Origin of the sequence: Nostoc sp. NZL, assembly GCF_015714705.1 — a bacterium.
Lineage (GTDB): Bacteria > Cyanobacteriota > Cyanobacteriia > Cyanobacteriales > Nostocaceae > Nostoc > Nostoc foliaceum_A.
On the sequence record NZ_WBKL01000133.1, the window covers coordinates 33,761 to 47,397 of the forward strand.

Below are 13,637 nucleotides of genomic sequence, written 5' to 3' on the forward strand. Positions count from 1 at the left end.
AAGTATTTTTAATTATCCCTACTTACAAAATAAACGCAGAGAATAGCTTTGCTGGAGGTAGGAGCAAAGTACTAATTAAGCAAAACTTTAGTTATGGGTCATTGCTCACTAACATAACCTGAGTTTGACGAACCTTTCCTTACCTTGAACTTAAGTTCAAATCTGTCCCTCTGCCACTCGAAGAGGGACTGTTTTGGGTAGTAAAACTTCTTTTTTAGAGGTCTTTTTATTGGGCTAATTAGACGGATACTATATGAGCCGTCGAATTCACGTTAAAATAACAGTCAAAAATCCTAATAAGCTAAAGCATTATTTACGAGGCATAAGGGGTTGGAGCTTAAAAAATCTGCCCAGCACGGCTTCATGTCGCCTCCTCAGGCTTTATTGATATTTAAAACTCCGCACTCATTACACAGCTCTTAGAACTCTGTGGTGAGTGTGATGCTACCTAATTAAGGTTTTTGGCACATCCTAGAGTTATCTATTTAGTCAAAATTGGGCAAACTAAAATTACACCACAATGAAAGTAGCAAAATGGTACAAAGCGTCATTATAAATCTACCCGTTCTGCTTGTTTGATCTGACATGTTGCATCAGTTCTTTTCACCGTCTCGGTTGCAAACTGCCAGAGAATGGTTTCAATCTTCTAAAAGAGGACTGAAAAAAGCCAGTACAGCACTGCGTAAATATACCAACGATTGTAAATCGCCAAAAAGCCTAGCCTCTAAGCTTTTTAGCTTTTATCTTCTATTTGTGCCTTGCGGTACGAGCCTAGAAAATCATTTCTGGGCGCAATAATTCAGATATCAGTTTGAATGCACCTTTATCTCCCAAACATTTACAACCTGCTTTTGGATTCAAATTCTCTATGTCAGACCCCAATATTGGTCGCTTACTCAGCAAACGCTACCAACTCCAGGAGTTAATCGGTACTGGAGCAATGGGTCGAGTTTATCGTGCTAAAGATACTTTGTTGGGAGGTGTACCTGTTGCGGTTAAGTTTCTCGCTCTATCAATCCAAAATGAAAAGATGCGATTGCAAGACCGCTTTGAGCGAGAAGCAAAAACCTGTGCTTTACTAGGGCAAAAAAGCATCCACATTGTCCGAGTCATGGACTATGGCGTAGATGACAATAACACCCCGTTCTACGTCATGGAATACCTACAAGGACAAAGCCTGAACAATATTATTCGTAAGCAACGACTGCCTTTACCAAGATTCCTGAGTATGGCGCGTCAACTCAGCCTGGGGTTACAGTGCGCTCATGATGGCATCCCAGTTGAGGGTAATATTTGCCCAATTATCCATCGTGATGTCAAGCCAAGTAATATGCTGGTGATTCAAGACCCCAGTTTCGGAGAATTGGTCAAGGTTCTAGATTTTGGTATTGCTAAGTTATTACAGTCAGATGGCGACCATACAAAATTCTATTTGGGGACATTGGCTTATTCTTCTCCCGAACAGATGGAGGGTAAAGAATTAGACAACCGTGCTGATATTTATAGTTTGGGTGTCATGATGTTTGAGATGCTCACAGGCAAAATGCCATTGGTGGCACCAACTCACTCTTTTGGAGCATGGTATAAAACACATCACTATCAAAAACCACGTTCTTTTGCTGAGGTTGCGCCCGGATTAGAACTACCCAAAGAAATCGAAAATTTGGTGATGAGTTGTCTAGCTAAAGTAGCACGTGATCGCCCCCAAAGCATCACTGAAATTCTCAGAGTTTTAGCATCTCTAGAAAAGCCTGAGCATCCAGGCAAAATTAAGCAAGACAGCCATGCCCTAGTTCCTACTACTACAGCGAGTACTGAGCTTGAACAAAAGACAAAAGCCGATTTGCGGGCATCCTGGTCAAACGATGAAATCGCTCGTGCCATTTCCTGGCCCCAAAATAAACCAGTTGCCGATATTGTGTTTCCCCAGCCCATTAATAGTAATGGGGAGCTTTTCCCAGCTCTGTGGGTAATGCTACCGCAAGAGGAAATTCAAAAGCGCTTACTCTGTACCCGCTATAACCAATTTCTTTTCATCTCTATTCCCCATCCTATGCTGCTATGGATTACTGTCATCTACAACCGCAAACATGGTGCTAAATGGTTACCTTACTACCTTGATCTCAAAACCAGTCTTGGTCAAGAAATTGCCCGGTTACTACAGCACACAGGTTGCTACCGCCTTTTATTCTTTGCCCGAGAAACACCAAATTGCTGTACCCATATCTCACTTTCCAGCGTCGCTTCTGCCCAGCGTCAACGACTGCAAGAGTGGGTCGCAATGAGCAACACATTGATATCCTCTGCCGATCCGCAAATTAGTAAAAGCTTACTCAAAAGCGAGTACGAAAAGATTAAGCCTCAAATTCTCGCAAAACTGGAAAGTATTGATACAGATTCTCCATACGATCTTTCCAGCTAAGAATAATTTCTTAATATTACATGTTTTAGATGTAACTAAGGGGCGATCGCTCAAAGAATGTAAACTTTTATAAACAAAATATATATAAAGATGTAAGTTCTAGTTATATGTATAAAGAGTGAAAACACTAGCTGCCAAATCATGGCTATCTAAATTCTCTTTCAATCTTCCTATGTACATATTCTGGGAAATTGAAAATTTACGCAGGTTAATTCTCACACTAGACGAACGAAAAGCAAGTCTGGCTAAAGTAAACAGTAAATTTGTCCTACAGAATTCAAGTAAGTCTAGACTCTAGCAGATCTATCGTCAAAAGTTTTAGTTGTTGGTTTTTTGAATTGAATTTTTGCCCAACCATTGCACAATTTGGTTATCGAAGTTGACGCCCCGACATCCCCAGCTCTTTTCCTCCTTGGAACCAAGCAAGAGAAGGAGGTCGCCCACTGCGACAGTAGAACGACTCTATGCCATAGTGGAACCGGAATCTAAGCCCCACTGGTGCTTAAGAAGCTCTTGATAAGTTGCCTCGCGCACGACCATTTGCTCATAGAGCTTTACCAAAAAGTCTTTAGCTTGATCATGGCTCATATTTTGCACCTGAGTAGCAAATGAGCAGATGCTGAATTGCTGTTCCAAGGATAGTTTCATTGGTTGGTTCATAATTAACTCCGAAAAAACAACGCGTAAAGGTGATATGGGTCACAGAAGTCCAAATGGGATAAGAATTGGACTTGTAACTGTCCAACATTTGTTCCTCCGTATTAAGAAAGATAACAAGTGTTTGACAGATTGCCCACATCCTAAGTGTGGACTTTTTCTGCTCTGACATCTTGCACCTAAGCCTACTGATATACCACCCAAGTAAGTTGAGCCATATTCCAGAAAATAGGCTGCCCTTGACCTCAGATAAGCTATAACTACCTCCCTGCCTCCTTCCTGATTTGCAGAACCTCCTTTGAGGAGAAGCTCAGGTGTTATCCTTAACTCTCGATAGTTTTTCCTAAACAGAAAAACTAAGATGTTTCATCCCCAAGTATGCAGGAAACTTTGGAGGGATAGGAATTTTGAGGAGGTTGGGGAATGAATGGTAATAAGCGTGAATTATAGTCGCTCTACCTTATTAAGTGCAAGATGTCAATTTACTAATTTATGCTAAATTCAGCCTCCTTAGGTCACTTTGGAGGCTAAAAATATTTGTATCAAATTGTAAAAAGGAAAAATGCTCACGCTGAACAAATTGCTGAGTATATCTACCGGATTTGACCAATCACCAATGATCAATGAATTTTTAATCGAGTGAGACGATGACAACTGTGATGTTATCGTGTCCTCCGTGCTCCTTAGCAGCCTCAACTAGAGAGATGGCGGCTTTATCAAGCCAAGGAGTGTTTTGGAGGCAGCTAGCAATCTTCTGTTCGACAAGTTCTTCTGTGAGACCATCACTACATAACAGCAAGCGATCGCCAGTTTTTACATCTAGTGGTTGCACATCAATTTGATGCAAATCTTCACGCCCCAAACAGCGCGATAATACATGACGAAAAGGATGTAATCGTGCTTCATCTAAGGTGATGTCACCGATTTTGATTGCCCGTGCTACCCAAGTGTGGTCTTCCGTTACCTGTTCTAATTGTGACTCTCGGAAGCGATATAGCCGCGAATCGCCAACATGAGCGCACCAGGGCGATTCTGGGGAGCGAAAAATTACCGCTACAACCGTTGTACCCATGTCAGCGCGTTCGGGATGATTTTGCTGATCGTGTAAAATCGCTTCATTCGCACCCCACAAAGCTTGCTCTAGCAATTCTTGGGAAGATTTTGAAGATTCCCAATTTGCCAGCAAATATGCCTGAATTTCTCCAGTGGCAATGCGACTTGCTTCCTCACCTCCCGCATGACCACCCATACCATCGGCAACAACGAAAAACCGCCCCTCTGGGTCGATATAGTAAGCATCCTGATTATTAGAACGAATAAGTCCCGGATCGCTAAAACCCGTGAAATTAAGTTTCATAAATTATTTTTGCAACAATTAATACATACGATCGTAACGGTCAAGGCGTAAAAGTAGTCTGATCAGGATCACTGAAAGCACTGCTGCAATTAAACCAGGCACTAGTGCCCACCATACAGACTTACTAACCACTAAGATCGTAGCTGAAAGTGTGAAACCACTGATTAACAGAGCATAACTTATTGAGAGTTGAATACTGCTCTGCCGCCGCAACAGGCGTTCAGTTTCGATAGACCGAACACGCAGGCGCATGTCTCCCCGTTCTAGCTTTTCTAGGGTATCCTCTAACCTACGTGGTAGACCAAACGCGGTACTACTTACCTGAGCTGCTTGACGACTTAATTCGTTAATAAAGCTATTTCCCTCAGAACCATTCATATCGGTCATAAGCTGCATTGCATATGGTTTGGCAACTTCCATAAAGTTAAACTCTGGATCTAAACCTTTGCCTACCCCCTCCAGGGTAGAAAAAGCTCGCATCACAAAAGTGAAGGTTGCTGGAAATCTAAATGGCTGATTATAAGCTATTTCATAAAGGTCGTCACTGATTGCTGCCACCGATTGGTTTTCAAAAGGCTTATCCATGAAATGATCCAGCATGTACTGGACGGAACGCCGCACTGGGCCCATATCATCCGTTGGGGCGATCGCGCCTAAATCGATCAGAGACTGCACAACGCGATCGCCATCTTTTTGGGCAATGCCAAACAGTGTTTGCATCAATCCTTCGCGGACGTTGGACTTAATCCGCCCCATCATACCGAAATCGTAGAATATCAAAGCACCATTTGCACTAATGGCAATATTGCCTGGGTGAGGATCGGCGTGGAAAAAGCCACTATTGAGCAACTGTAGTAAGTAAGCTTGAGCGCCTTGACGAGCGATCGCCTTTCGATCCAAACCTGCTGCTTCTAAAGCTTCGTATTGGCTAATTTTAATTCCAGGGAGATATTCTAAAGTCAGTACTCTGGACGTGGCGTAACGCCAGTATATTCTTGGGACGTTCACCCAATCGTAGCCGCGAAAGTTCCGGCGAAAAGTATCAGCGTTACGACCTTCATTGAGATAATCAATTTCTTCCCAGAGAATGCGACAACACTCTTCATAAATACCCAACCAATCTCGCCCCCTTCCCCATTTAGGATGGTTTTGAAAATAGCGGGTAATTCCCTTGAGAATCTGTAAATCTATTTCAAATAACTTTTTTAGTCCAGGACGTTGCACCTTGACAACAACCGATTCCCCAGTATGCAGCACAGCTTTGTGTACTTGCCCCAAGCTAGCAGCAGCTAAGGGAATAGGTTCAAAATTATGGAATAGCTCAGGAATTTTCTTGCCTAGTTCTTTCTCAATGGTCGCTTCTACTTGCTCATAGCTAAATGCCGGTACTTTGTCTTGTAACTTGGCTAATTCTTCTACATATTCAATAGGGAATATATCAGCACGGGTAGAAAACAGTTGCCCAACTTTGATAAAGGTTGGCCCTAAATCCAGCAGGGTATTACGAATCCAGACCGCTTGGGTTTTGCGTCTTGCAGCTTGCTTTGCCTCAGTCACGCCACCCGGATAACTCCAAGATTTGTTGTATAGCCAAAGTTTGAACAATAAGGTCAAGACAAAAGACCAAATGTCCACAAAACGCCGTCTGCTAGAGTAGTTTTCCCGATTCCAACGGTATGCCTTATCTGAATAACCTTGTTCCATATGCTGTGTGTACCGTTGGTTTGCAACCGAATCACTTGGAAGAAAAGACACTCTGATTCCTAAACTGTTTTTGATAAAGTGCCATTTGTTTTTTGTCCTTTGTCATTTGTGGATAATTTTTGGTCTAATAACTCATGACCAATGACCAATGACTAATGACTAAATTTATGCAGAAGTTCTGCGGTAATGTTGCAATTCTGTTCGTAACAGCGCAATTTCTGCTCGCAATTCATCAATATCTGCTTGCAAGTCGCCTGAATCAGAACTAGCTTTTCCACTACTTGTAGTAGCTTGACCAGCATTAGCTGCTTCTGCTGCCCGATTTGCCCGCTCTACGACTTCTTCTGTAAACTGGCGCAACTGCTCTCTAGCTTCTGCATCAAATTTGCCCAGATCACTCAAAGCATCGGTCAAAGCGACCTCTAAACGCTCATTAACTACTTCAGCTACTGCTCTGCCTACGAAAAAGGCTTGCACAAGGGGGTTACTCATAAATTTTTGTTACGTTGATCCGCAAGAGAATTATAACTTGCCTGTATGCTTTACGGCTTCTGCTGAGGAGTTAGAGATTTACGTGACGCAATGTGCGACTTCAGCCCTAACGAATAGAATTCGCGGAGTTCACGGGCACACAAACGAGGGCTACACCGACCTGGGATCAAATATTATCGTGACATTCTAGTAAATCTCGATAATATTGCTCTGGTCTACTGGGTAAATAGGCGGTCATTTGCAAGGCTTGCTCTTTCAATTTGAAACTTTGAGTAATATTAATCCGGCTGAGGAAATCTAAATCGTGGGAAATTACCCAAAGCGCTCCTTGATAGTCATTGATACCTATTATCATTTGTTCAACAGTTTCAATATCCAGGTTATTAGTTGGCTCATCGAGAATCAGCAGATCGATTTCTGAGATACTGATCATAGCGATCGCTAATCTTGCTAACTCACCTCCACTCAGTACAGAGGCGCTTTTGTGAACGTCATAACATTTAAAGAGGAAGTGTCCCAACTGTTGACGCAAAAGCTGATAGCTGAGATTAGGATTAGCAGCTTGCATATTTCCCAAAACTGTGTATTGGCGATCTACCAATTCGTAGGTTTGATCGAGATATACAGCTTTCATCGTTGGTGCTAGCAAAACCTCACCTGAGTCCAAAACTGCTGTTTGGTTTTCCATTCCCAGAATAGCCTTTACTAGACTCGATTTACCAGAACCGTTTGCGCCGAGAATGGCTATGCGATCGCCAGATGATACATGCAGTTGAATATTTTGAATCAATAGCCGTTCTGATATCCTAAGATTTGCACCCTGGATATTAATGAGATTTCTGTACTTTTGATTTTTTTCTTCTAGCTGAATACTAGTTACTTTCGTAGTTTTGACCTTCGTCTCTGCAACTTTTTGATTAGCCTTTGCTACTGCTGCTTCATGTTTCTTTTTCGCAGTTCCGGTAGACACCTCAGCTTTGGTTTTAATCAGCCCTGCTGCCATTCTATCAATACTGCCATTAAGAAACTTGGCACGACCGTTGTGGCTAGATTGGGCTGCGCGTTGCTGTTCTTGCATAGCTGTGGCTTGGGTACGTTTGAGTTCCTTTCTAGCGACTTCGTGCGCTCGCAATGCTACCTCTAACTCGATTTCTTTTTGTTCCCGATACTGAGAAAAATTGCCTCCATATACTTTCAAACCAACAGGTGTAAGTTCCCAGGTTACATCTGTCACTTGGTCTAAGAAAAAAGGCTTATGAGAAACAATTACATACGCACCTGTGAAATTCAAAAGAAACTGTCTTAAGCTTTCTAATGCTTGCAAATCCATGTGATTAGTTGGCTCATCGAGCAATAACAAATTTGGTTGTTGAGCCAAACCGATCGCCAAAAGCAGTTTAGTAAGTTCTCCGCCACTCAAGTTAGCAAATGGTAAAGATAAGTCAAGTTTTGTATTAAATTGTGTTTGCAAAATATCCTCAATCTTCCACCATTCATCAGAAATATAAATCAAAAAATTAAGTACTGTATCTGCTGTCATTTCTTGCCTGATAGTGCTAATTTGTGGCAAATAGTAGACAATACCATTACGCCAAACCGAACCATCACTGGGGCTGATTTGCCCTGCAAGTATCTTGAGTAGGGTTGATTTTCCTACACCATTACGGCCTACTAAAGCGATGCGATCGCCTGCTTCAATACTCACCTGAATTTTTTGAAACAAAGTTCTGCCCAAGCTGAGTTCGTAGGCTAAATTCTCAGCTAATAATATTGATTTTTTCTGCATTCTTATCAAACCTCAATTCGCAAACTCTCACCCGCATGTTTACAACAATTACGGGTAGATTAGACACAAAAAATCTTAGTCGCAAGCACTTGCCAAGCGGTTTAAGTAGATACGATTGATGACAATATTTTTAGTACATGACTATGTGAAGTAACCCTGTCAAACTAGTTGCGTTTATTCTTCGTTGACATTTGTTGCTTTGGCGCAACAGGTGTTTGGTACTACTTCATTTCAGCTATCTCGTTGGAGTTATGATGAGGTTTGATATTGACTACAGTGTAGCATGAAGGTATTTCGGAAGGGTAGCGATCGCTCTTTTCTTCTCTGTGCCCTCCGCGCCTCTGTGGTTAATAAAATTTTTCACCGCAGAGGTGCAGAAAACGCAGAGAGTAGAATCTCAGGAGGAATTTTGATACACATGTTTTGCATCTATAACTAAGCGATCGCCTACTACAAGAATGCTAAAATAAACCCATAACTACTTGATGCCGTATCCATTCTATGACCATAGCTCAAGAATTAGATGATCAAGAAGGCATCTGCCAAGATGTTATATTTCCCCCTGGTGATTTATATAGTGATGAGCCTCCCTTGGAAAGCGAACTACATCTACGGCAAATAATCCTACTTTTAACATGTTTGGAATGGCTGTGGCGAGATAGAAATGATTTCTATGCAGTTGGAAATCTGACTATCTACTACAGTCCACGCCAACGCAAATCAGAATACTTCCGAGGCCCAGACTTTTTTGTAGTGCTAGGAACTGAACGCAAAACCCGCAAAAGTTGGGTGGTTTGGGAAGAAGATGGCAAATATCCGAATGTAATTCTAGAAATTTTGTCTGACTCAACAGCTAATACAGATAAAGGTTTAAAAAAAGAAATTTATCAAGATACTTTCCGCACGTTGGATTATTTTTGGTTCGACCCTTACACACAAGAATTTGCGGGATTTCATTTAGTAGATGGAGAATATCAACCTCTACAAGCAAGTGAACAAGGATATTTGTGGAGTCAGCAACTAGGGTTATATTTGGGAGTTTATGAAGGTCTATTGCGGTTTTTTACACGAGATGGGCAACTAGTACCAACACCGGAAGAAACGGCAGAACGTTTGGCAGCAAAACTGCGTGAGTTAAACATTGACCCAGATACAATTTAGACCAGGGCTATTTCATTTAGGATAGTGTTGTGCTAAAAACTCTTCAGCTTCCGCCCTATCTTTAATCACTCCATCCAAAGTAGCAGCAACTACATCATCTAATATTTGCCGATACTGAGGCCCTGGTTTGTAGCCAAGTTTCTTTAAATCATTGCCATTCAATAGTGGCTGCACATTAGCCAAAACAGTTAAATATTCCCAAATCTGATGTCTAAGCGATCGCGGATTTTGCAAAGCAATTAAAATCAGCATTGGTAAATCGTACTGTCGCAACAACTGCATTACTTGACTGGGACTTTGACACTTAGGCAAAGATTCCATCACCTCAGTTTGGACAGAAGGCAAGTTTTGCAAGCGTTTAATGCTATCCTCTTGCAGTTGCAGATTTTTTGCTACTTTCGCTCGATATTGTGGTGCTAAATGGGCGATTAACGCTTCTAAGCGCATTTCCCAATGGATGAGAGTTTGTTCAGCATCAAATCGCCGCAAGCAGCGTTCTAGCAAACGTAGTTGTCGCAGGAGTTCTGCATCTAGCTTGAGGGTAGGATGGATACATTGCAATGCCCCTAAATTATCAAGTAACTGCAAAGCCGATTTCCAGTAGGGGGCTTCTAAGATGTGTTTTAATTCTGTTTTCAGTCGAGTTTGCAGGGCTGGAGTTTTGCTATTCTCTTGAGCAGTGCGATCGTAAACGCCACTGTTGATGGCATAGCGGATAAACTCTTCAGTTTGCGGTTCTATCTGAAATCCAAAGCGCACGGCAAAACGCACGCCACGATAAATGCGGGTGGGGTCTTCGATAAAGCTGTTAGGGTGTAAAACCCGAATTTGCCTAGCTTGTAAATCTAGTAATCCACCAAAGAAATCGAGTAATTCACCAGCACGGGGAGTAGTTAGGCGCAAGGCGAGGGCGTTAATAGTAAAGTCTCGCCGATACAAGTCTTGACGAATAGAACTAGCCTCAACTTCTGGATTCGCCGCCGGGTAGGGATAAAATTCTGTTCTAGCGGTGGCAATATCTACCCATAGAGAATCTAATTCCGGGTCTTTATGCCACAACAAAGCAGCAGTTTGAAAAGCCCCGTGGATTTCTAAGCGGGCAGCAGGGTAAAGTTGTTGGAGTGCCTTTGCTAGTTCTACACCAGCACCAACATCTGCTGATTTGTGAAAGCCATCAACCACAAGATCGATATCTTTAATCATCAAAGTGCCCGTTGCTGCTTCAGCTAATAGCAAATCCCGCACTGCACCCCCGACAAGATAAAGATGCCAACCCCGTTTTTCTGCCTCTTGCGATGCTGTAGTTAGTAATTGCCACAGTTGCGGTGCAAGGCGATTTTGCAACTCAGTGCTGAGAGGAATTTTGAATTTTGTTAGCGCAGCGTAAGCCTTCGGCATGGCTTCTCTACGAGAGGCTGCGCCAACGCTTAGAGCGAGTCCGTGTTCGCGCAGCGTCTCGTAGAGAGCGTGATTTTGAATTTTGAATTTTTGTCCCCCTTCATCTTCATCCCTTTCCTGATGTAATTCCCGCAAAACATCAGTACGAGTGACCAGACCAACTAACTGCTCATTCTCTAATACTGGTAAGCGTCCGATATCGTATGTCACCATCAGCGCTTCAATTTGTGGCAATGTCGTATCTGGTGTAATTGTTTTAAGATTTGTGGTCATATAGCCCTTGACTGGCGCATGACTAAATCCGTGGTGCAGGGCAACATCAAGATCGCGGCGCGAAATAATACCTACTAGTTGCCCTTGGGTATCGACTACAGATAAACCAGAGTGTCCATAGCGCAATAAAATGCGTTGGGCTTCGGCAATTGTGGTTTCAGGCAGAATAGTGCGAACAGGAGATGACATCAAGTCCCTAGCAGTGGGGGGATGGGGAATTTGCGCTTTTACCCCATCAAGGAGTTGTTTTAATATTGCCTGTGAATCAACTCCCCTTAAGTTGAGCGATGCGGCTTGTGAATGACCGCCGCCACCTAGAAGTTGGAATAATAGGTTAAGATTCGTTTTGGGAATTTGCGATCGCCCAATTACAGTTAAGCGTGAATCACTTTCACTTAAAGGATATTCATTAGCCAACAGTAGGGCATCAATTTCGGTTAATTCCACGAGTTCCGAAGCCAGACTCGATAGCCCCGGCACAAAACTATCTGTTTTCAGAGTTACCCAAGCAACCGTATATCCGTGTTGACAAAGATATTCTAAATTTTCCAGTGCCTCAGTTAATAGCTGCTGTAATTGCGGAGATAATCCGGGGTCGCGGTAGGTGGAAATTACTGATAAACTAGCACCTTGTTGCATCAACCAAGCCAAAGCTAGGGCATCCCGTGGTGTGGACTGGTCAAAAGTCAAAGAACCAGTGTCAACATGGATACCCAAAGCCATCACAGTTGCTTCGGCAGGAGTCAAGGAAATTTCCTGCTGTTGCAATTGCTCCACGATCAAAGTTGTCGTGGCTCCTACTGAGGAAATATATGATTCCGTGGCAGGAATATCTGATTCTTGTCCTAAGTGATGGTCATAAATTATAATCTCTTTAAAATGGGGTAAATCTAACCACTCAGCAGCTTTACCCAAGCGATCGCGGTGTTGCGTATCCACCACAGTCAGAGAACGAATTTTTTCTGGATTCACCGAACGGCGTTCAATCAGCGGATATTCATCCCGATGCAATGCTAAAAAATCCCGTACAGGAGGGTGAGAACCGCCAGTCAGCACAATCTTACTTCCCGGTAGTAGGCGCGTTAACCCTACCGCAGCTCCTAGTGCGTCAAAATCTGCTGTTGTGTGGCAAAGAATTAAATCCATAGTTACGAGTCATTAGCCATTGGTACTTAGACAAAGGACAAATGACTAAAATGTTGCAATTTCTGCTAGCTTAAAAATAATAAGAAAGTGTCAGTGTCGCCCTTTAGGATATTCTATCCTTAGTATTTCGCTGTATTGGGAGAAGCAAAAATGACCATAATATTCCAATTTGCCTTGATAGGTCTAGTCCTATTGTCTTTTGTCCTGGTTGTTGGCGTCCCCGTTGCTTACGCCACTCCCCAAAATTGGGTTGAATCTAAAAAACTGCTCTGGGTTGGTTCCGCCGCTTGGATTGCTTTGGTGTTTTTAGTTGGTTTGTTAAACTTTTTTGTCGTGTAAGCGACGGCTTCGCTCTGGCGCAGGCACATAATATAAGAACTAGAGGGGCAGAAAAGCCAAGGTCAAAAACCAAAGGAAAAAAGGAGAAATTTTTTCCGATTTTCTTTTTTCTGACCGTGCTTTCCTGCTCCTCTACATTTTAATAAGAAATGTATATTGGCCAGAAGTATAGTTGATTAAGAGGCAGTCATGGCAGTTTTCGAGGGAACTTTTACCCAAACGGAGCCTTTGCGGTTTGCAGTGGTGATTGGTCGATTCAATGACCTAGTTACCGGAAAGCTGCTAGAGGGATGTCAAGATTGCTTGAAACGCCACGGTGTAGATCCTAACCCCCAAGGCGATCAGGTGGACTATGTTTGGGTTCCAGGAAGTTTTGAGGTACCTTTAGTAGCTCGCCAACTAGCACTTTCCCATCGTTATGATGCTGTAATTTGTCTAGGTGCAGTCATTCGAGGACAAACACCCCATTTTGATTATGTATCCGCCGAAGTTTCTAAAGGCATCGCTGCCGCTAGCTTTCAAACTGGAGTACCAGTAATTTTTGGTATTTTGACAGTAGACACTATGCAGCAAGCCTTAGAACGGGCAGGCATAAAAGGTAATCATGGCTGGGATTATGCCCTGAATGCCCTAGAAATGGCAAGCCTGATGCGGCAACTGCGTTCTAACCTGGCAGAGCCATATTCTCGTAATAGCCAGTCTTTGCCAGCCTCTTTTCAGAGTGCCAGCATAGGTAATTTAACTGCGGAGTCAGAAGAACTAGGCTAGGGTGTCATTAGTCATTTGTCCTTTGTTATTCACTAATGACTAATGACTAATGACTAATGACTAATGACTAATGACTAATGACTAATGACTAATGACTAATGACTAATGACTAATGACTAATGACTAATGACTAA

Annotated in this window: 10 protein-coding genes; 4 read left to right on the forward strand and 6 right to left on the reverse strand. The window is 42.7% G+C overall.

Going from position 1 to position 13,637, the window contains the following annotated elements:
- The first annotated feature begins 868 nt into the window (after window positions 1-868).
- A complete protein-coding gene (locus F8R90_RS19205; protein WP_196512003.1) occupies window positions 869-2,422 on the forward strand; it encodes a serine/threonine-protein kinase in 1,554 nt (517 codons plus the stop codon).
- A gap of 462 nt (window positions 2,423-2,884) precedes the next feature.
- Here F8R90_RS19205 and F8R90_RS19210 read toward each other — a convergent pair whose 3' ends face one another.
- The 5 genes from F8R90_RS19210 to abc-f form a co-directional block, all read right to left on the reverse strand.
- On the reverse strand, window positions 2,885-3,082 hold the full coding sequence (locus F8R90_RS19210; protein WP_041565841.1) for an NblA/ycf18 family protein: 198 nt from the start codon (window positions 3,080-3,082) through the stop codon (window positions 2,885-2,887).
- A 628-nt stretch (window positions 3,083-3,710) separates the two neighbouring features.
- Window positions 3,711-4,436: a Stp1/IreP family PP2C-type Ser/Thr phosphatase gene (locus tag F8R90_RS19215; protein ID WP_196512004.1), complete on the reverse strand. Its 726-nt coding sequence runs from the start codon at window positions 4,434-4,436 to the stop codon at window positions 3,711-3,713.
- An 18-nt stretch (window positions 4,437-4,454) separates the two neighbouring features.
- A complete protein-coding gene (locus F8R90_RS19220; RefSeq protein WP_196512009.1) occupies window positions 4,455-6,140 on the reverse strand; it encodes an ABC1 kinase family protein in 1,686 nt (561 codons plus the stop codon).
- A gap of 165 nt (window positions 6,141-6,305) precedes the next feature.
- Window positions 6,306-6,632: a DUF6825 family protein gene (locus F8R90_RS19225; protein ID WP_190893877.1), complete on the reverse strand. Its 327-nt coding sequence runs from the start codon at window positions 6,630-6,632 to the stop codon at window positions 6,306-6,308.
- A gap of 166 nt (window positions 6,633-6,798) precedes the next feature.
- The gene (abc-f, locus tag F8R90_RS19230; RefSeq protein ID WP_196512005.1) at window positions 6,799-8,418 is read right to left on the reverse strand and encodes a ribosomal protection-like ABC-F family protein; all 1,620 of its coding nucleotides are present in this window, start codon (window positions 8,416-8,418) and stop codon (window positions 6,799-6,801) included.
- 501 nt (window positions 8,419-8,919) lie between these two features.
- On the opposite strand from abc-f, the gene F8R90_RS19235 reads away from it, so the two are divergent.
- On the forward strand, window positions 8,920-9,579 hold the full coding sequence (locus tag F8R90_RS19235) for a Uma2 family endonuclease (RefSeq protein WP_196512006.1): 660 nt from the start codon (window positions 8,920-8,922) through the stop codon (window positions 9,577-9,579).
- Window positions 9,580-9,591: 12 nt separating this feature from the next.
- Here F8R90_RS19235 and F8R90_RS19240 read toward each other — a convergent pair whose 3' ends face one another.
- The gene (locus F8R90_RS19240; protein ID WP_196512007.1) at window positions 9,592-12,396 is read right to left on the reverse strand and encodes a CBS domain-containing protein; all 2,805 of its coding nucleotides are present in this window, start codon (window positions 12,394-12,396) and stop codon (window positions 9,592-9,594) included.
- A 150-nt stretch (window positions 12,397-12,546) separates the two neighbouring features.
- Between F8R90_RS19240 and psbZ the strand changes: the two genes are divergently transcribed.
- Complete coding sequence (gene psbZ, locus F8R90_RS19245) at window positions 12,547-12,735, forward strand: photosystem II reaction center protein PsbZ (RefSeq protein ID WP_185585168.1); 189 nt, start codon at window positions 12,547-12,549, stop codon at window positions 12,733-12,735.
- A 189-nt stretch (window positions 12,736-12,924) separates the two neighbouring features.
- Window positions 12,925-13,503: a 6,7-dimethyl-8-ribityllumazine synthase gene (gene ribH, locus F8R90_RS19250; RefSeq protein ID WP_190893873.1), complete on the forward strand. Its 579-nt coding sequence runs from the start codon at window positions 12,925-12,927 to the stop codon at window positions 13,501-13,503.
- Window positions 13,504-13,637 lie beyond the last annotated feature (134 nt).